The sequence below is a fragment of the Halomonas sp. B23F22_10 genome (assembly GCF_043496975.1).
Classification (GTDB): Bacteria; Pseudomonadota; Gammaproteobacteria; order Pseudomonadales; family Halomonadaceae; genus Halomonas; species Halomonas smyrnensis.
This window is the reverse complement of record NZ_JBIEKF010000005.1, coordinates 50410-69120: the sequence shown is the minus strand read 5'-3', so window position 1 is coordinate 69120 and position 18711 is coordinate 50410. Positions and strand designations below refer to the sequence as shown.

General features: G+C 68.5%; 19 protein-coding genes and 1 other RNA gene. 10 read left to right on the top strand and 10 right to left on the bottom strand.

What is annotated here, in order from left to right:
• The first annotated feature begins 12 nt into the window (after positions 1–12).
• Positions 13–399 (top strand): fluoride efflux transporter CrcB, encoded by a 387-nt coding sequence (gene crcB / locus ACGTNF_RS12540; protein WP_152479921.1) that lies wholly within the window; start codon positions 13–15, stop codon positions 397–399.
• A complete protein-coding gene (locus ACGTNF_RS12535; RefSeq protein WP_394601988.1) occupies positions 396–785 on the top strand; it encodes a fluoride efflux transporter FluC in 390 nt (129 codons plus the stop codon). The genes crcB and ACGTNF_RS12535 overlap by 4 nt, the downstream gene beginning before the upstream one ends.
• Before the next feature lie 129 nt (positions 786–914).
• On the opposite strand, the gene pgi is transcribed toward ACGTNF_RS12535, so the two are convergent.
• From pgi to pyk, 3 genes are read right to left on the bottom strand one after another with little or no spacing between them, the layout of a single operon-like run.
• Positions 915–2582 carry a glucose-6-phosphate isomerase gene (gene pgi, locus ACGTNF_RS12530; protein ID WP_394601987.1) on the bottom strand — a complete coding sequence of 556 codons (1668 nt, stop codon included), beginning with the start codon at positions 2580–2582 and terminating at the stop codon, positions 915–917.
• Between the two features lie 49 nt (positions 2583–2631).
• Positions 2632–3108 carry a methylglyoxal synthase gene (locus ACGTNF_RS12525; RefSeq protein ID WP_394601986.1) on the bottom strand — a complete coding sequence of 159 codons (477 nt, stop codon included), beginning with the start codon at positions 3106–3108 and terminating at the stop codon, positions 2632–2634.
• The gene (pyk, locus tag ACGTNF_RS12520) at positions 3101–4567 is read right to left on the bottom strand and encodes a pyruvate kinase (protein ID WP_394601985.1); all 1467 of its coding nucleotides are present in this window, start codon (positions 4565–4567) and stop codon (positions 3101–3103) included. Before pyk ends, ACGTNF_RS12525 begins: the two co-directional genes overlap by 8 nt.
• 357 nt (positions 4568–4924) lie before the next feature.
• On the opposite strand from pyk, the gene gap reads away from it, so the two are divergent.
• A complete protein-coding gene (gene gap / locus ACGTNF_RS12515; RefSeq protein WP_394601984.1) occupies positions 4925–5929 on the top strand; it encodes a type I glyceraldehyde-3-phosphate dehydrogenase in 1005 nt (334 codons plus the stop codon).
• Between the two features lie 90 nt (positions 5930–6019).
• Here the strand turns inward: gap and ACGTNF_RS12510 are convergent, their stop codons facing one another.
• The 3 genes from ACGTNF_RS12510 to smpB all read right to left on the bottom strand — a co-directional run bounded on the left by ACGTNF_RS12510 (position 6020) and on the right by smpB (position 8070).
• A complete protein-coding gene (locus ACGTNF_RS12510) occupies positions 6020–6763 on the bottom strand; it encodes a M15 family metallopeptidase (RefSeq protein ID WP_394601983.1) in 744 nt (247 codons plus the stop codon).
• Between the two features lie 394 nt (positions 6764–7157).
• Positions 7158–7536: a transfer-messenger RNA gene (gene ssrA, locus ACGTNF_RS12505) on the bottom strand.
• 42 nt (positions 7537–7578) lie between these two features.
• Positions 7579–8070 carry an SsrA-binding protein SmpB gene (gene smpB / locus ACGTNF_RS12500; protein WP_016854004.1) on the bottom strand — a complete coding sequence of 164 codons (492 nt, stop codon included), beginning with the start codon at positions 8068–8070 and terminating at the stop codon, positions 7579–7581.
• 129 nt (positions 8071–8199) lie between these two features.
• Between smpB and ACGTNF_RS12495 the strand changes: the two genes are divergently transcribed.
• Positions 8200–8643: a type II toxin-antitoxin system RatA family toxin gene (locus ACGTNF_RS12495; protein WP_394601982.1), complete on the top strand. Its 444-nt coding sequence runs from the start codon at positions 8200–8202 to the stop codon at positions 8641–8643.
• A gap of 1 nt (position 8644) precedes the next feature.
• Entirely contained in the window at positions 8645–8944 is a 300-nt protein-coding gene (locus ACGTNF_RS12490; protein ID WP_394601981.1) for an RnfH family protein, read from the top strand.
• A 12-nt stretch (positions 8945–8956) separates the two neighbouring features.
• Here the strand turns inward: ACGTNF_RS12490 and ACGTNF_RS12485 are convergent, their stop codons facing one another.
• Complete coding sequence (locus tag ACGTNF_RS12485) at positions 8957–9379, bottom strand: outer membrane protein assembly factor BamE (protein WP_016854001.1); 423 nt, start codon at positions 9377–9379, stop codon at positions 8957–8959.
• A gap of 72 nt (positions 9380–9451) precedes the next feature.
• Between ACGTNF_RS12485 and fur the strand changes: the two genes are divergently transcribed.
• Complete coding sequence (fur, locus tag ACGTNF_RS12480; RefSeq protein ID WP_016854000.1) at positions 9452–9898, top strand: ferric iron uptake transcriptional regulator; 447 nt, start codon at positions 9452–9454, stop codon at positions 9896–9898.
• A 101-nt stretch (positions 9899–9999) separates the two neighbouring features.
• On the opposite strand, the gene recN is transcribed toward fur, so the two are convergent.
• Positions 10000–11673 (bottom strand): DNA repair protein RecN, encoded by a 1674-nt coding sequence (gene recN / locus ACGTNF_RS12475; RefSeq protein WP_394601980.1) that lies wholly within the window; start codon positions 11671–11673, stop codon positions 10000–10002.
• Between the two features lie 233 nt (positions 11674–11906).
• Between recN and grpE the strand changes: the two genes are divergently transcribed.
• The 4 genes from grpE (at position 11907) to ACGTNF_RS12455 (ending at position 16902) form a co-directional block, all read left to right on the top strand.
• Positions 11907–12536 carry a nucleotide exchange factor GrpE gene (gene grpE, locus ACGTNF_RS12470; RefSeq protein ID WP_394601979.1) on the top strand — a complete coding sequence of 210 codons (630 nt, stop codon included), beginning with the start codon at positions 11907–11909 and terminating at the stop codon, positions 12534–12536.
• A 121-nt stretch (positions 12537–12657) separates the two neighbouring features.
• Positions 12658–14586, top strand: coding sequence for a molecular chaperone DnaK (dnaK, locus tag ACGTNF_RS12465; RefSeq protein ID WP_394601978.1), 1929 nt, complete (start codon positions 12658–12660; stop codon positions 14584–14586).
• A gap of 93 nt (positions 14587–14679) precedes the next feature.
• Positions 14680–15822 (top strand): molecular chaperone DnaJ, encoded by a 1143-nt coding sequence (gene dnaJ / locus ACGTNF_RS12460; protein ID WP_394601977.1) that lies wholly within the window; start codon positions 14680–14682, stop codon positions 15820–15822.
• Positions 15823–16008: 186 nt separating this feature from the next.
• Positions 16009–16902: a DMT family transporter gene (locus ACGTNF_RS12455; RefSeq protein WP_152479905.1), complete on the top strand. Its 894-nt coding sequence runs from the start codon at positions 16009–16011 to the stop codon at positions 16900–16902.
• On the opposite strand, the gene ACGTNF_RS12450 is transcribed toward ACGTNF_RS12455, so the two are convergent.
• Both ACGTNF_RS12450 and ACGTNF_RS12445 read right to left on the bottom strand, forming a co-directional pair.
• Positions 16880–17629 carry an ABC transporter ATP-binding protein gene (locus ACGTNF_RS12450; protein WP_394601976.1) on the bottom strand — a complete coding sequence of 250 codons (750 nt, stop codon included), beginning with the start codon at positions 17627–17629 and terminating at the stop codon, positions 16880–16882. The two genes, ACGTNF_RS12455 and ACGTNF_RS12450, sit on opposite strands and share 23 nt — an antisense overlap.
• A complete protein-coding gene (locus tag ACGTNF_RS12445) occupies positions 17623–18711 on the bottom strand; it encodes a FecCD family ABC transporter permease (protein WP_394601975.1) in 1089 nt (362 codons plus the stop codon). Before ACGTNF_RS12445 ends, ACGTNF_RS12450 begins: the two co-directional genes overlap by 7 nt.

The window sequence follows — 18711 nt, the reverse complement described above, 5'->3', positions numbered from 1 at the left end:
CGGAGACGGATCATGAGCGGCGGCATCGTCGGCCTGGGGCTGGTGGCAGTGGGGGGCGCGCTGGGTGGCATGGCGCGCCTGGCGGTGGGTGACCTGGCGGCGCGCTGGCTGGGGCGTGGCTTCCCCTGGGGCACCCTGGCGGTGAACGTGCTGGGCTGTCTGGCGATCGGCGCCCTGGCGCCGGCGCTGGGCTGGCCGGTGACGGCGTCGCCCGCCTGGTCGCTGCTGGCGGTCGGCGGTCTGGGGGGCTTCACCACGGTGTCGTCCTTCAGCCTGCAGACCCTGACACTGTGGCAGGAGGGCCGCCCCGGCCCGGCCGTGGCCAACGTGCTGATTACCCTGGTGGCGGGGGTGGCCGCCGTGGCGCTGGGTTGGTGGCTGGCCGGAGGTGGTGCATGACGGGCTGGCGGAGCTATCTGGCGGTGGGCCTCGGCAGCGGCCTGGGGGCGCTGTCGCGCCATCTGGTGGGGCTCGGCGTGATGAAGGCGCTGGGCAGCGCCTTCCTGTGGGGCACCCTGGCGGTCAACCTGGTCGGCTCTTGGCTGATCGCCGCCTTCGCCGCCCGGGCGGCCCACCGCATCACCGGCCATGCCGCCCGCTGGCAGCCCTTCCTGGTGGCCGGCTTCTGTGGCGGTTTCACCACCTTCTCGCTGTTCGGCCTGGAGACGCTCTATCTGCTCGAGACGTCGCGCCTCTGGCTGGCGCTGGCCTATGGCGTCGGCAGCGTGCCGCTGTGGCTGGCCGCGGCCTGGTGGGGGCAGAGGGTCGGGCGTGGCTCTCCATAGGCGCCCGGCCCCGCGCCTGAGGGCATAGGCGCCCGACCCCGCGCCTGAGGGCACAGGCGCCCGACTCAGCGCCTTAGGGCATGGGCGCCAACGCTACGCCTCGGCTCATCGGGCGCCCTCTTCCTTGAATCAGCTCGAGGCCTTGCTGCGCTTGGGTTTCGGTTCCGACTTGGCCTTGGGCGCCTCGTCGGCGGCCGCCTGGCGCTTCTGGCTCGGGAAGCGCTCGCGCACCAGGGTCAGCAGGCCCTGGGTGGAGCCGTCGAAGTCCTGGCTGTGCTCGTCGATGCGCTCGCTGATCTCGCCGGCGATGCGCTTGCCGAGCTGCACGCCCCACTGGTCGAAGGAGTTGATGTTCCAGATCACGCCCTGGACGAAGACCTTGTGCTCGTACAGGGCGATCAGGGCGCCGAGGTTCTTCGGCGTCAGCTCGTCGAGCAGCAGGGTGCTGGAGGGGCGGTTGCCCGGGCAGCTGTAGGGGTCCAGGTCGCTGCCCTTCTGGCTGCCCTCCATGAAGGCGTTGGCCTGGGCCAGCATGTTGGTCAGCAGCGCGAAGTGGTGGTCCTCCATGCCGGGCTCGGGCTTGAGCGAGGCGATGAAGTCGATCGGCACGTAGCGGGTGCCCTGGTGCAGCAGCTGGAAGAAGGCGTGCTGACCGTTGGAGCCGGTCTGGCCCCAGACGATCGGGCCGGTCTTGTAGTCGACCGGGTGGCCGAAGATGTCCACCGACTTGCCGTTGGACTCCATGTCGAGCTGCTGCAGGAAGGACGGCAGCTGATGCAGCGCCTGGTCGTAGGGCACGATGGCGTGGGTCTCGGCGCCGGCGAAGTTGATGTACCAGATCCCGATCAGCGCCATCAGCACCGGCATGTTGGCGTCGTTGGGCGCGTTCAGGAAGTGCTGGTCCATCTCGTAGGCGCCTTCGAGCATCTCCATGAAGCCCTCGAAGCCCACGGCCAGCGCGATCGGCAGGCCGATCGACGACCACATGGAGTAGCGCCCGCCGACCCAGGCCCAGAATTCGAAGACGTTCTCCTCGCGGATGCCGAACGCCATCGCCGCCTTGCGGTTGGTGGAGGCGGCGACGAAGTGCGCGCCCACGTCGGCGTCCTCGCCGGCCTGCTCCAGGAACCAGCGCCGCGCGGTCTTGGCGTTGAGCAGCGTCTCCTGGGTGGAGAAGGTCTTGGTGGAGACGATGAACAGCGTGGTGGCCGGATCGAGTCCGTTGAGCACCTTCTGGATGTGGGCGCCGTCGACGTTGGAAACGAAGTGGAAGTTCAGGTCCGGGTGGCGGTACTTGAGCAGCGCCCGGCAGGCCATGTTGGGGCCCAGATCGGAGCCGCCGATGCCGATGTTGACCACGTCCTTGATGCGCTCGCCGCTGTAGCCCTTCCACTCGCCGCTGCGCACCGCCTCGGAGAAGCGCTGGATCTGCTCGCGGGTGCGCTGGATCTCCGGCATCACGTCCTGGCCGTCGACCATCAGCGGTCCTTCGCCGACGTTGCGCAGCGCGGTGTGCAGCACCGGGCGGTTCTCGGTGACGTTGATGATGTCGCCGGAGAACATCTGGGCGCGGCGCTGGACCAGCGCCGAGTGATCGACCAGCTCGAGCAGCTTCTCCAGCACCGCGTCCGAGATGTGGTGCTTGGAGTAGTCGAGGAACAGGCCGCCGACGCGCAGGCTCATCTTGTCGAAGCGCTTCGGGTCGGCGGAGAAGTAGTCGGCGATGCGGTCACTGGCGGTGTCGGCGTGCAGGCGCTGCAGGGCCTGCCAGGTGACGCTGCGGGTGAGCTGGAACATGCGGGGTGTCCTCGTTGAAGGCTATCTTTATGTCTTCTTGTCGCGGCGATCAGTCGGTACGGGCCGAGATCCAGCCGCCGGCATCGGGGATATCGATCTCGACGTCGCGGTCGAGCAGGGGCGAGCTGAGCAGGAAGTCCGCGCTGGCGGGATTGCAGGCCACCGGCACGTTCCACAGCGCGGCCAGGCGCAGCAGCGCCTTGACGTCGGGGTCGTGGGGCTGGGGCGCGAAGGGGTCCCAGAAGAACACCAGCAGGTCGAGGTCCTGCTCGGCGATGCGGGCGCCGATCTGCTGGTCGCCGCCCAGCGGGCCGCTCATCAGCGGCTCGATCTCGAGCCCCAGCAGCCTGGCGAGCCGGGTCGCGGTGGTGCCGGTGCCGACCAGTTCGTGGCGGGCCAGGGTGTCCTGCCAGCGCTCGGCCCAGGCCAGCATCTCCGGCTTCTTGCCATCGTGGGCGATCAGCGCGATGCGCTTGCGGGCCGGCAGGGTGCGGCGGATGTCCCGCCGCGGACGTGTCTCACTCATGCTGGGCTTCCACCTCGAGAATCCTCAGGGTATTGGTGCCGCCGTGGGCGTTCATGTGATCGCCGCGGGTAAGGATCACGTGGTCTCCCTGAACGGCGATGCCCTGAGCCACCACCCGGGCCAGTGCCTGGTCGTTGAGCTCGTCGGCCGACATCTCGCTGGTGTCGAAGGGCAGCGAGATGACACCACGATACAACGCCATGCGTCGCTGGGCGACGGGGCTGTGTGCCAGGCCGACGATCGGCAGCCCGGAACGGATGCGCGAGGCGATCAGCGGGGTGTAGCCGGTGGAGGTCATGCAGGCGATGGCGGCCACGCCCGACAGGTGGTTGGCGGCATACATCGCCGACAGGGCGATGGTCTCGTCGATCTTCGAGAAGCCCTCGTGAATGCGGTGGCCGGAGGACTGGGCGATGCGCTCGCGCTCGGCGCCGAGGCAGACCCGGGCCATGGCCTCCACGGTCTCGACCGGGAAGTCGCCGGCGGCGGTCTCGGCGGAGAGCATCACCGCGTCGGTGGCGTCGAGCACCGCGTTGGCCACGTCGAACACCTCGGCGCGGGTCGGCAAGGGCGACTCGATCATCGACTCCATCATCTGGGTCGCGGTGATCACCGCACGGTTGTGGCTGCGGGCGTGCTTGATGATGCGCTTCTGGGTGCCGATCAGCGCCTCGTCGCCGATCTCCACGCCGAGATCGCCGCGGGCCACCATCACCGCCTCGCTGGCCTCGATGATGCCGTCGAGCGTTTCGTCGTCGGCCACCGCCTCGGCGCGCTCGAGCTTGGCCACCAGGCCGATCTCGCGGCCGGCCTCGCCCAGCAGCGCGCGGGCCTCCTGCATATCGGCGGCGCTGCGCGGGAAGGACACGGCCAGATAGTCGACGCCGATGGCCATGGCGGTCTCGAGGTCGGCCTTGTCCTTGTCGGTCAGCGCTGGGGCGGAGAGCCCGCCGCCCTGCTTGTTGATGCCCTTGTTGTTGGACAGCTCGCCGCCCACCACCACCGTGGTGTGGATGGCGCTGCCGTCGACGCGGGAGACGTCGAGCACCAGCCGGCCGTCGTCGAGCAGCAGGCGGTCGCCGGCGCTCACGTCGTCGGCCAGCTCGCGATAGTCGCAGCCGACGCGGCTGGCGTCGCCGGCCTGGCCGTCGAGGGCCACGTCGATGACGAAGGGCGCGCCTTCCTCGAGCACGACCTTGCCCTCGGTGAAGCGGGCGATGCGGATCTTGGGCCCCTGCAGGTCGCCCAGGGCGGCGACGCTTCGGCCCTGGCGGGCGGCGATCTCGCGCACCGCGCTCAGCCGGCGGCGATGGTCGTCCGCCGAGCCGTGGGAGAAGTTGAGGCGCACCACGTCGACGCCGGCGGCGATCATCTGCTCCAGCACGCCCTCCCGGTCGCTGGCGGGGCCGAGGGTGGCGACGATCTTGGTGCGGCGGAGGGGGGTGGGGCGATCAGACATGCCGATTCTCCTGTGGGCGCGGCCGGTGCGGCGGGCGAGAAATGAGAGGGTCAAGATAGCGTAGCGGTAGTGATATTACGAAACAAAGCGCCTGCGACCAAAGTCGATGCCGGGGCGGTCTCGGCGGCCTTTTTTCCTTTAAACCCTTATGGGGAGAGATTTTAACTGGGTGCCGGAAGAGTGACGAGAGGCCCTGTGTTGTAAAATTACGAAAAACCACTTGTCTCGAACGCCATCCTGTTCCACATTGGGCGGCAGACGAGCCTTCGGGTCGCCCGCGAGGCGGCGAGTGCCGCTTCTCCGGCTCGACACGCTCCCATCCGACAAGTCGGTCACAGGTTTCGAGAGGATCCCGCCATGACGCTCAAGATCGCCATCAACGGTTTCGGTCGTATCGGTCGCAATGTGTTTCGTGCCCTGTACGAGGGTGGCTATCGCGACCGCGTGCAGGTCGTCGCCATCAACGACCTGGGTGATCCGGCCCTCAATGCCCACCTGCTGCGCCACGACACCGTGCACGGCCACTTCCCGTTCGAGGTCTCCCACGACGAGAGCAGCCTGACGGTCGACGGCGATCGCATCGAGATCAGCTCCGAGCGTGACCCGGCCCAGCTGCCCTGGGAGCGTCTGGGCGTGGACCTGGTGATGGAGTGCACCGGCCTGTTCACCAAGCGCGCCGATGCCGGCAAGCACCTCGAGGCCGGCGCCGGCCGTGTGCTGGTGTCCGCCCCGAGCCCGGACGCCGACGCCACGGTGGTCTTCGGCGTCAACGAGGGCGTGCTGACCGCGGAGCACAAGGTGGTGTCCAACGCCTCCTGCACCACCAACTGCCTGGCCCCGGTGGCCAAGGTGTTGAACGAGACGGTGGGCATCGAGAACGGCCTGATGACCACGGTGCACGCCTACACCAACGATCAGAACCTGTCCGACGTCTACCACACGGACCCCTACCGGGCCCGCAGCGCCACGCATTCCATGATTCCGACCAAGACCGGTGCCGCCGCGGCGGTGGGGCTGGTGCTGCCGGAACTGGACGGCAAGCTCGACGGCCTGGCGGTGCGCGTGCCGGTGATCAACGTCTCGCTGGTGGACCTGACCTTCACCGCGGGCCGTGACACCACCAAGGAAGAGATCAACGCCATCGTCGCCGAGGCGGCCCAGGCGTCGCCGGTGCTGGCGGTCAACGCCCAGCCGCTGGTGTCCATCGACTTCAACCATGACGCCAACTCCTCCACCTTCGACAGCAATCACACCCGCGTGACCAACGGTCGCCTGGTGAAGGTCATGGCCTGGTACGACAACGAGTGGGGCTTCTCCAACCGCATGCTGGATACCGCCCTGGCGATGCACGCCACGGCCTGATCTCGCCAGCGTAAGCACCGCGCCGAACGACGCCGGGCCACTTGAGTGGCCCGGCGTCGTCGTGTCTGGCCGTGGGAAGGCGGGGTGGCGCTAGACGCCGCGCCGCCAGCGGCTCTCCAGCGTCACCGGCCGGGTGGCGCCGTAGCGGGCGGCGGGATGGTCGCCGTAGTGGGCCCACAGTGGATCGCCGAGGTCGAAGTGCCACCACTCGCTCGGCAGGTTGGTGAAGCCCTCGGCGGTCATGGCGTGATACAGCAGGCGGCGATGGTCGCGGGCCCGGCGCTCGGCGTCGTCGGGCGCGCCCAGGCGCTCCAGCGCGGCGCTGTGGGAGGCCGGCACGGCCTCGTCGAACAGCGTGCCCATCTCCAGCGGCAGGCCGTCGGCATCGCACAGGGTGACGTCCACGGCGCCGCCGGTCAGGTGCGGGCTCGGTGCCTCCGGCGACTGGCTCGGCAGGGCGACGAATTCCCGGGTGCGCGCCGCCAGGGTCTCGGCATCGAGCTCTGGATGGCGCGCCAGGATCGTCTCCTGCAGCGTGTCGAAGAGGTACTGCTGCACCCGCCACGGACGCCAGCCGTCCATCACCAGCAGGCTGAGGCCCTCCGGCAGGGCGCGGGCCACCGCCAGCAGCCGGCGATACACGCCCTCGCGCACGTAGCATTCGTGGACGGCGCCGGGAATGCCGAGCCGGGCATAGACCGGGTAGGCGTGCAGTGGTGCGGGCGCCAGGCTGACCGGCACCAGCGGCTCATCGCACTCGACGATCGCTCGGCGCTCGACGGCGGCCCAGTCGGGCTCGGGGAATTCGGGGATGGGCGGAAGATGATCGGCCATGCGGGGCTCGCGTCCGGCGGGGAAGGCTTCATCATATCGCAGCGCCTTGCGCCCCGGGCAAGCCGGTCTCGAGGCCGTTGAAGCGAAGAAAGCCAGCCGGATAGGGTGGCTCTTCTCAAGCGAAAAACGCCGCCCGGGTGGGTGGCGTTTCTCTGGTGTTGATCGAGGCGGCGGAATCGACCCCGTGTCGTCGAGAGAGGGCCGACACCGCGTCGGCGACGCTTGGCTCTTACCAAACGAAAAACGCCACCCGGGTGGGTGGCGTTTCTCTGGTGTTGATCGAGGCGGCGGGAATCGACCCCGTGTCGTCGAGAAAGGGCCGACACCGCGTCGGCGACGCCTGGCTCTTCTCAAACGAAAAACGCCACCCGGGTGGGTGGCGATTCTCTGGTGTTGGTGGAGGCGGCGGGAATCGAACCCGCGTCCGCCGACACTCACCCATCGGCTCTACATGCTTAGTTCCGTCATTTGATTTAACGTCGCTGGCTCCGACGGGCAGGATCCAGAAACGCGATTCCTCTAAGATTTAACGGTTGACGCGAGGACAAGGCCAACCGCGATCCCATCAATCTGAGCTCGTGCCCTTTGGTGATGAATGGGCACATCACCGCCGGGTAGGACTAGAAGCTAGCGGCGTTTAAGCTGCCAGCGCGCCCTGAGCGTAGTTGTCGTCGTTTGCGACTATTTAATCGTGATGTTGGATTTACGAGATACATCACGCTCTCGGCATGCACCTCAGGGGTTGTCATCGGCGTCGAAGCCATGTCGCCCCCAAAACGTGGCCATCTTATCAGGATGGTCGAAGTTATGACACCTCAGCCGCGGTTTTGTTCGCGCATGATGCGGCCCTTCTGGCGCTGCCAGTCGCGGTCCTTCTCGGTGGCTCGCTTGTCGTGCAGCTTCTTGCCCGAAACCAGCGCCAGCTCGCACTTCACCTTGTTGCCCTTCCAGTACAGCTTGAGCGGCACGCAGGTGTGCCCCTTGTCCTGGGTGCGGGAGAAGATCCTGGCGATCTCCTTCTTGTGCAGCAGCAGCTTGCGCGTGCGGGTCGGGTCGGCGACCTCGTGGGTGCTGGTGGTGTTGAGCGGCGTCACGTGGCTGCCCAGCAGCCAGGCCTCGCCGTTCTTGACCAGGATGTAGGTGTCGGTGAGCTGTGCCTTGCCGGCACGTAGGCTCTTCACCTCCCAGCCGGCCAGCGACAGGCCGGCCTCGAAGGTCTCGTTGATGTGGTACTCGAAGCGCGCCTTCTTGTTCAGCGCGATGGCGTTGCTGCCAGGACCCTTGCCTTTACCTTTATTGCTGGCCATGGAACCTCGTGTCTGTGCTTGCCGGTGGCGGCCTGCCCCCTCCGATATGGGGGGAAGCGTGATACCATTCAAGGCCGAAATAACCGCTCATGATACGCCCTGGGCCCCTTGAAGTCAGCGGAGAGGTCAATGCCAACGGTCAATCGGTCCGCCCTGGTGCGGCACACCCCCCAGGAGATGTTCGATCTGGTCAACGATTTCGAACGCTACCCGGAATTCCTGCCGGGTTGTCGTCGGGCGCGGCTGATCGAACGGGATGAAGCGCACCTGGTCGGCGAGATGACCCTGGGGCGCGCCGGCATCGAGCAGAGCTTCACCACCCGCAACGACCTGCACGAGCCCGAACGCATCGAGCTGTCGCTGGTCGACGGCCCCTTCAAGCGGCTGCGCGGTCGCTGGCAGTTCCTGGCGATGGGCGACGGCGCCTGCAAGGTGAGCCTGGAGATGGAATTCGAGTTCGCCAACCGCCTGCTGGGCATGGCCTTCGGCAAGCTCTTCCAGCAGGTCGCGGGCCAGCTGGTGGACTCCTTCACCCGTCGCGCCGACGATCTCTACGGTCGGGGCCGTTACTGAGATGCTGCGCGTCGAGGTGGCCTTCGCCCTGCCGCAGCGTCAGCGCATCGTCGAGCTGACGGTGCCCGAGGGGACCACGGCCCGGGAGGCCGTGGCCCGGGCCGGGCTCGAGGCGCTCTTTCCCGAGGTGCCGGCCGAGACCTTCCGTGAGGCCGATCTCGGCATCTTCGGCAAGTCGCTGCGCGACCCCGGGGCCCGCGCGCTCGAGGATGGCGACCGCGTGGAGGTCTATCGCCCGCTCGAGCTCGACCCCAAGGCAGCGCGGGCGGCCAGGGCCGCCCGCGCATCGCGCTCTTCCTGAGGCCTTTCTCGGCTATTCCTCGTTCGGCACCACATTGAAGAGGTTGCCGCGCGAGCCGTCGGCCTCGCCGGACGGGCCGATGCCCTGCTTGGAGATCAGCGCCGGCGGTTGGGAGAAATCGCCCTCGTGCTCGACGGAGGCCAGGCGGTTGCCCTCGAAGGTCAGCGTCAGGCGGCGCTGTTCGATGTCGCCGTAGGCCTCGTCCAGGCGATAGACGTAGTCCCACTGGTTGGCATCGAAGGGCGCCTCGAGCAGCGGGCTGCCCATCAGGTCGATGACCTGCTGACGCGTCATGCCGGCGTGCAGCTGTTCGGTCATTGCCGGGGTCACCAGGTTGCCCTGGGCCAGGTCGCGCTTGTAGACGCCGAAGTAGCTGCAGCCGCTGACCAGCGTCAGGGCGACGGAAAGGGTGACAATTCTGCTCAGCTTTTGCATTTGCGGCCGTTCTTCACTATCGTGGTTTCGGTCGATCATAACCGACCCTACCCGATACTGCGAAGAGCAACCATGGCCGACCAGAACCATGAACTGCGCAAGGCCGGTCTCAAAGTGACCCTGCCGCGCGTCAAGATCCTGCATATCCTCGAGAATGCCACCAATCAGCATCATCTGAGCGCCGAGGACGTCTACAAGACGCTGCTCGACTCCGGTGAGGACGTGGGTCTCGCGACCGTCTATCGGGTGCTGACTCAGTTCGAGTCCGCGGGCCTGGTGACGCGCCACAACTTCGATGGCGGCCACGCGGTCTTCGAGCTGACCCAGGAAGAGCACCACGATCACATGGTGTGCCTGGACAGCGGCGAGATCGTCGAGTTCTTCGACGAGACCATCGAACGCCGCCAGCAGGAGATCGCCGAGGAGAACGGCTACGAGCTCGTCGATCACGCGCTGGTGCTCTACGTTCGCCCGAAGGGGTCCAAGGCGACCCGCCAGGAGCTGAACCTGAAGAAGTAAGCGCCGGCGACCGCCACCGAACAGCGAACGGCCCCGATCCATCGGATCGGGGCCGTTTTCGTTGGTGAGGAGGATGACGTGGCGGCGAGCGTGGGAGCGCCTTAGTGGCGGGCACGCTGGCTGGCGTCGAGCATCTCCCGGGCGTGGGCCAGGGTCTGGTCGGTCAGCGTCATGCCGCCGAGCATGCGCGCCAGCTCGCCGACGCGGCCGGCCTCGTCGAGCAGCGCCATGCGGGTCAGGGTGGTGTCGTCCTCGGCCTGCTTGGCGATGTGCAGATGCTGATGGGCCTGGGCCGCGACCTGGGGCAGGTGGGTCACGGTCATCACCTGGCCGTTGCCGCCCAGCCGGCGCAGCAGCTGGCCGACGATCTCGGCGGTGGCGCCGGACACGCCCACGTCGACCTCGTCGAACACCAGGCTGGGGATGGTGGAGTGCTGGGCCGCCACCACCTGGATCGCCAGGCTGACGCGGGACAGCTCGCCGCCGGAGGCCACCTTGGCCAGCGGGCGGGCCGGCTGGCCGGGGTTGGCGCTGATCAAGAAGCGCACCCGGTCGAGCCCCTCCGGGGCCGGCGCCTCGCGCTCGCTGACCTCGACCTCGAAGCGGGCCTTGCCCATGGCCAGGAAGGCCAGCTGGTCCTGCACGGCGGTGCCGAAGCGCGCGGCGGCGGCGCGGCGGGTGGTGCTGACGGCCTCGGCCTGTTCGCGCCAGCGGGCCTCCAGGGCGTCGACCTCGGCGGCGAGCGCCTCCAGGTCGTCGCCGCCGTCTTCCAGCTCGGCCAGCTCGGCGGCCAGGCGCTGGTGCAGCTCGGTCAGCTCCTCGGGGGAGACGTGGTGCTTGCGGGCGATGCGATGGACCTCGCCGAGGCGCTCCTCGACCCAGGCCAGGCGTTCGGGGTCGAGCTCGACCCCGGCGGCGAAGTGGTTGAGCTCGCGCCCGGCCTCCTCGACCTGGATGCAGGCGTCGCCGAGCATCGTCAGCGCCTCGGCCAGGGCGCCGCGGTCGCTGCCGGGCAGCGCGGAGAGATGGTTCACGGCCTGCTGCAGCAGCGGCAGGGCGCCGCCCTCCTCGCCGTCGCAGCAGGTGGCGGCGAACTGGGCCTCGCGCAGGCGCTCCTCGGCGTGGGCCAGCTCCTCCTGCTCGGTCTCCAGGCCGGTCAGCTCGTCGTCGGCCAGCGCCAGCTGGTCGAGCTCCTCGACCTGATAGCGCAGCAGCTGGCGGCGGGCGCGCAGTTCATCGCCGTCCTCGGCCAGCCGCTTGAGGCGACGCTTCGCCTCGCGCCACTCGCGGAAGGTCTCGCCCAGGGCGGCCACCGCCTCGTCGTGGCCGGCGAAGTCGTCGAGCAGCCGCAGGTGGGTCTCTTCACCGAGCAGCGCCTGGTGGGCGTGCTGGCCGTGGATCTCGATCAGGTGGCCGCCCAGCGCCTTGAGGTCGGCGACGGTGGCCGGCTGGCCGTTGATCCAGGCCTTGGAGCGCCCGCCCCGGGTCACCACGCGGCGCAGCAGGCAGTCGTCCTCGGGCAGCTCGCGGCCGGCCAGCCATTCCCGGGCCGCGGGCAGGGCGGCGATGTCGAAGCGCGCGCTGAGGTCGGCACGCTCGGCGCCGTGGCGCACGCTGCCGGCATCGGCGCGCTCGCCGAGGCACAGCCCCAGGGCGCCGAGCAGGATCGACTTGCCGGCCCCGGTCTCGCCGGTGATGGCGGTCATGCCGCCGCCGAGCTCGAGCTCCAGATGGTCGACGATGGCGAAGTCACGAATGGCGAGCTCTGTCAGCATGATGCCTCCCGGGGCCGGTTTCGGAACGACTGGCGAAACTACTGGTTATTCATCCACTGGCTTGTGCGTTTATACAGTAGTTCAGCGGGGGGAACAACGCACGCCCCGATTCCCGTGTCTTCTCTCCCTTGAGATCGAGGCGGCCAGCCCCATATAGCTGGCAACGACATTTTTCACCGACATATCAGTCTCGCCGGCGGCCACGGCCGCCGGCCGGCATTCAGGAGAGACGCATGGCTAAAGATCCGCAGACCCCGCTGGACGACGAGCTGGCCCGCCAGCAGGACGAGGCCGATACCCAGACTCAGGTCGAGCCGGAGCCCGTCGAGGGCGAGCTGGAAGGCGCCGCCGAGGCCGCCGAAGAGAACGCCGAGGCGGCCTCCGACACCCCGGAGGCCGAGATGCTGGCGGCCAAGGTCGAGGAGCTCGAGCAGGCGCTGGAAGAGGCCAAGGACCAGTCGATGCGCACCGCCGCCGAGGCCCAGAACGTGCGCCGCCGCGCCGAGCAGGAGGCCGAGAAGGCGCGCAAGTTCGCGCTGGAGAAGTTCGTCAAGGAGCTGCTGCCGGTGGTCGACAGCCTGGAGAAGGCGCTCGAGGCCATGGGCGAGGACGCCACCGAGGCGCACCGCGAGGGCGTCTCCATGACCCTGAAGATGCAGATCGACGTGCTGAACAAGTTCGGCGTCGAGCAGGTCGAGCCGTCCGGCGAGCCCTTCGACCCGCAGTACCACGAGGCCATGGCCATGGTGCCGAACCCCGAGCTCGAGCCCAACACCGTGATGGACGTGATGCAGAAGGGCTACCTGCTCAACGGTCGCCTGGTGCGCCCGGCGATGGTGGTGGTCAGCCAGGCCGCCGGCTGAGGCGAGGCGAAATCGGCCCGGGCCCCTTGAAATGGCGTCGAGGGCCCCCAGATAGACAGCATCCCGCGGTGAACGCCGCGAACGAACGAATCACGTAACACCTAATTTTCGAGGATTTCCTATGGGACGCATCATCGGTATTGACCTGGGGACCACCAACTCTTGCGTGGCCGTGCTCGACGGCGACAGCCCCAAGGTGATCGAGAACGCCGAAGGCGCACGCACGACTCCGTCCATCATCGCCTATACCGACGACGGCGAGACGCTGGTGGGTCAGGCGGCCAAGCGCCAGGCAGTGACCAACCCCGAGAACACCCTGTTCGCCATCAAGCGTCTGATCGGCCGTCGCTTCGCCGACGACGTGGTCCAGAAGGACATCAAGATGGTGCCCTACACCATCGCCGAGGCCGACAACGGCGATGCCTGGGTCGAGGTCAAGGGCAACAAGCTGGCACCGCCCCAGGTCAGCGCCGAAGTGCTGAAGAAGATGAAGAAGACCGCCGAAGACTACCTCGGCGAGTCCGTGACCGAAGCGGTGATCACCGTGCCGGCCTACTTCAACGACAGCCAGCGCCAGGCCACCAAGGACGCCGGCCGCATCGCCGGTCTCGAGGTCAAGCGCATCATCAACGAGCCGACCGCGGCCGCGCTGGCCTACGGCATGGACAAGTCCCGCGGCGACAAGACCATCGCGGTCTATGACCTGGGTGGCGGCACCTTCGATATCTCCATCATCGAAGTGGCCGACGTCGACGGCGAGACCCAGTTCGAGGTGCTGGCCACCAACGGCGACACCTTCCTCGGCGGCGAGGACTTCGACCTGGCGCTGATCAACTACCTGGTCGACCAGTTCAAGGCCGACAGCGGCATCGACCTGTCCGGCGACAACCTGGCCATGCAGCGCCTCAAGGAAGCCGCCGAGAAGGCCAAGATCGAGCTGTCCAGCGCGCAGCAGACCGAGGTCAACCTGCCGTACATCACCGCCGACAACACCGGTCCCAAGCACCTCAACGTGAAGGTGACCCGGGCCAAGCTGGAGTCGCTGGTGGAAGAGCTGGTGACCCGCTCCCTGGCACCCTGCAAGACCGCACTGGCCGACGCCGGCCTGTCCGCCTCCGAGATCGACGACGTCATCCTGGTCGGCGGCCAGACCCGCATGCCGATGGTCCAGTCCAAGGTTGCCGAGTTCTTCGGCAAGGACGCCCGCAAGGACGTCAATCCGGACGAGGCCGTGGCCGTGGGCGCCGCGATCCAGGGCGGCGTGCTGGGCGGTGACGTCAAGGACGTGCTGCTGCTCGACGTCACCCCGCTGACGCTCGGCATCGAGACCCTCGGCGGCGTGATGACCCCGCTGATCGAGAAGAACACCACCATCCCGACCAAGAAGACCCAGACCTTCTCGACCGCGGATGACAACCAGACGGCCGTGACCATCCACGTGCTGCAGGGTGAGCGCAAGCAGTCCAGCGGCAACAAGTCGCTCGGTCGCTTCGACCTGGCCGACATTCCGCCGGCCCCGCGCGGCGTGCCGCAGATCGAGGTCGCCTTCGACCTGGACGCCAACGGCATCCTCAACGTGTCCGCCAAGGACAAGGCCACCGGCAAGGAACAGTCGATCGTCATCAAGGCCTCCAGCGGCCTGTCCGATGACGAGATCGATCAGATGGTCCAGGACGCCGAGGCCCACGCCGACGAGGACAAGAAGTTCGAGGAGCTGGTGCAGCTGCGCAACCAGGCCGACGGCATGGTCCACGCCGCCCGGAAGACCCTCGAGGAAGCCGGTGACAAGGCCACCGACGAGGAGAAGCAGGCCATCGAGAGCGCCGCCTCCGAGCTCGAGGAAGCGGTCAAGGGCGACGACCAGGAAGACATCCAGGCCAAGCTCGACAAGCTGACCGAGGCCTCCGGCAACCTGGCCCAGAAGATGTACGCCGAGCAGGGCGAGGCCGCCCAGGGCGCCGACGCCGCCGGCGAGGCCGGTGCCAAGCAGGAAGACGACGTGGTCGACGCCGAGTACGAGGAAGTCAACGACGACCAGAAGAAGCAGTAACCACGACGCCTGACATCGGGTGACGCCAGCGCGGGGGCCAGACTCCCGCGTTGGTGTTTCCGCAACAGCGTCGCGACGGAGGCGGACAGACTCATGTCCAAGCGTGATTACTACGAGGTACTGGGCGTCGAGCGTGGGGCCGATCAGAAAGAGATCAAGAAGGCCTATCGACGCCTGGCCCAGAAATACCATCCGGATCGCAATCCGGACGACGACACCTCGGCGGAGAAATTCCGCGAGGTGTCCGAGGCCTATGAGGTCCTGACCGACAGCGAGAAGCGCGCGGCCTACGACCAGTTCGGCCATGCCGGCGTCGACGGCCAGGCCGGCGGTGGCGGCGGCTTCGGCGGCGCGGGAGCCGGCGGCTTCAGCGACATCTTCGGCGATGTGTTCGGCGACATCTTCGGCGGGGGCGGCGCACGGCGTCATCCCAATGCCCCGCAGCGCGGCAGCGACCTGCGCTACAACCTCGAGCTCGACCTCGAGGACGCGGTGTCCGGCACCAGCGTCGACATCCGCGTGCCGCGTCACGTCGAGTGCGAGCGCTGCGATGGCGACGGCGCCGAGCCGGGCTCCACCAAGGAGACCTGCCCGACCTGCAGCGGCATGGGCCAGGTGCGCATGCAGCAGGGCTTCTTCGCCGTGCAGCAGACCTGCCCGACCTGTCATGGCAGCGGCCAGCACATCAAGGTGCCGTGCCACGGCTGCAACGGCGAGGGTCGCGTGCGCGAGACCCGCACCCTGTCGGTGAAGATCCCGGCGGGCGTGGACACCGGCGATCGCATACGCTTGAACGGCGAAGGCGAGGCCGGCGTCAACGGCGGGCCGGCCGGCGACCTCTACGTGCAGGTGGCCATCAAGGAGCACCCGATCTTCGAGCGTGACGGTCGCCACCTGCAGTGCGAGGTGCCGATCAACTTCGTCGACGCCTCGCTGGGCGGCGAGCTCGAGGTGCCGACCCTGGACGGCCGGGTCAAGCTCAAGATTCCGCCCGAGACTCAGACCGGCAAGCTGTTCCGGCTCAAGGGCAAGGGCGTCAAGCCGGTCCGCGGCGGCCCCGCCGGCGATCTGCTGTGCAAGGTGGTCGTCGAGACCCCGGTCAAGCTCAGCGAAGAGCAGAAGGACCTGCTGCGCCAGTTCCAGGACAGCCTGGAAGGCAGCAACAGCCACCACTCGCCGAAGAAGACCAGCTTCTTCGACGGCGTGAAGAAGTTCTTCGAGGACATGAAGCCGTAAGGCGACGACCTCGGTGGCACGCTCGAGGCCCCGCGCTCCTCAGGGAGGCGGGGCCTCGTCGTGTTCGGGCCGGCGCCATGGGCATCGGATATGGGAATTGTTCCCATCTCCGGTGTACCATGGCCGCCTCTCTCGGGCGCGAGGCTCGTCGTGCCCGCTCGACACGAATGACGCTCAAGGACCCTCATGGACAACGTCACGGATCGGCCGCTGGCCGGCATCGTGCTTCGACTGATGTCGGGCATTCTCTTCACGGGCATGATGGTGTGCGTCAAGGCGGTGAGCGACGCGGTACCGCTGGGCCAGACCGTGTTCTTCCGCTCGGCCTTCGCGCTGCTGCCGATCGTGATCTTCATGACCTGGCGACGGGAGTTCCCCGGGGCGCTGGTGACGCGCCGGCCGCTGGGTCACCTGGTGCGCTCGGGGCTGGGCGCGGCGGCGATGTTCGCCTCCTTCGCCGCGGTGGCGCGGCTGCCGGTGGCCGAGGCGACGCTGCTGGCGCAGCTGTCGCCGGTGGCCATGGCGGTGGGCGGCGTGCTGCTGCTGGGCGAGCGCTTCACCCTCCACCGGGCGGCGGCCTTCGCCCTAGTGCTGGCGGGGGTGGCGGCGCTGGTGGTGCCCGACCTGGGCGAGTCCCGCGGGCAGGTGATGGGCTACGGCCTGGGCGTGCTGGCCGCGCTGCTGACGGCGGGGGCGCTGGTGACGGTGCGGCGCATCTCGCGCACCGAGACGGCGGCGTCCATTGCCTTCTATTTCGTGCTGGTCACGGCGCTGGCGGGGCTCGCCACCCTGCCGCTGGGCTGGGTGGCGGTGTCGGGGCAGACGCTGGCGCTGCTGGTGCTGGCGGGGCTGTTCGGCGGGGCCGCGCATATCTGCATGACCCTGGCGCTGCGCTATGCCGAGGTCTCGCGCCTGGCGCCGTTCGAGTACGTGGCGCTGATCTGGCCGGTGCTGGCCGACCTGGCGATCTTCGGGCTGGCGCCGTCGAGCGGTTTCCTGGTGGCCCTGCCGCTGGTGCTGGGCGGGGCGGCCCTGGCGGCGCTGGAAGGGCGTCGGCTCAGACGGCCTCTTCGACAATGAGCTGAGGCCGGCCCCTCGAGCAGCGCTCGATGCGCGCGGCCACCCGGTAGACGCGGTGCAGCAGCTCGGGGGTCACCACCTCCTCGGTGGGGCCGCAGGCGATCAGCTCGCCGTGCCTGAGCACCAGCGCCTGGTCGGTGAAGCGCAGCGCATGGCCCAGGTCGTGCAGGGCGGCGATCACCAGCATGCCGCGCTCCTTCGCCAGCCGGCGCAGGATCGACAGCAGCTGGATCTGGCGATGCAGGTCCAGCGCCGAGGTCGGTTCGTCGAGCAGCAGCACCTCCGGATTCTGCACCAGCGCCTGGGCCGCGCTCACCATCTGCCGCTGGCCGCCGCTCAGATCGCCGATGTCGCGCTCGCCGAGCGCGGCGATGCCGAGCGCCTCCAGCGCGCGGTCGACCTCGGCCAGATCCTCGCTCTGCACGTTCAGGCGCCGCCCCTGCATGCGCGCCAGCAGCACCGACTCGTAGACCGTCAGCACCGCGTTGGCGCCGGTGTCCTGGGGCATGTAGGCCACCGGGCGCTCGCTGGTGGCGCCCTCGAGGCGCACCGTGCCACCGCCGTCGAGCAGCCCGAAGATGCGCCGGAAGAGGGTCGACTTGCCCGCGGCGTTGGGGCCGAGCACGGCCACCACCTGGCCCCCCGCGAGGGGCGGGGTGGTGATCTCGGAGAGGATGCGGCGGCGGCCGTAGTGGGCCGACAGCCCGTCGAGGGTGAGCGTTACCATGAGGCCTTCTTGTTGCTGAGAACGAGGAACAGGAAGAAGGGGATGCCGACCAGCGAGGTGATGATGCCGATCGGGATGACGGTGCCCGGGATCAGCACCTTCGACAGCACCGAGCCGATGGACAGGATCAGCGCGCCGCACAGCGCCGCGCCGGGCAGGAAGAAGCGCTGATCCTCGCCCAGCAGCAGGCGGGCGATGTGGGGGCCGACCAGGCCGATGAAGCCGATGGTGCCGACGAAGGCCACGGCGATGGCGGCCAGCAGCGAGACCAGCACCAGCACCTCGAGACGCAGCGCGCGGGGCCTCACGCCCAGGCTCTCGGCCTTGGCGTCGCCCAGGCGCATGGCGGTCAGCGCCCAGCCGTGGCGCGCCAGCAGCGGCATGACCACGGCCAGCACGCCCAGCGCGATCCACAGCTTGGGCCAGGTGGCCTTGGTCAGGCTGCCCATGGTCCAGAACACCACCGCGGAGACGGCCTGCTGGCTGGCGAAGAACTGGATCAGCGCCATCAGGGCGTTGAAGATGAACACCATGGCGATGCCCAGCAGCACGATGGTCTCGATGGTCACGCCGCGCCGCATGCTCAGGGCATGGATCGCGAAGGCGGTCAGCATGGCCATGACGAAGGCGTTGATCGGCACCATGTAGTCGACCGCCGCGGGCACGAGCACCACGCCGAAGGCCAGCGCCAGGGCGGCGCCGAAGCTGGCGCCCGCCGAGATGCCGAGCGTGAAGGGGCTGGCCAGCGGGTTGCTGAGGATGGTCTGCATCTGGGCGCCGGCCACGGACAGGCTGGCGCCGACCGTCAGCGCCATCAGCGCCACCGGCATGCGGATCTCCCACAGGATGACGCGGGCCTGCTGGCTCACGTCATCCGGGGTGAGCAGCGCGGCGATGACCTCGCCGAGGCCGAAGCGGGCCGGGCCCAGCGCCAGGTCGACGCACAGGCTCGCAAACAGCGCCAGCGACAGGGCGGCGAGGATCAGCTGGCGGCGGACCACCAGGGCGCGGTAGGCGTCGCGCCCCGCCCCGGCGGTGGAGTCGGCCCGCGGAGCGGTAGAGGCGTTCGTGCCGGCTGGCAT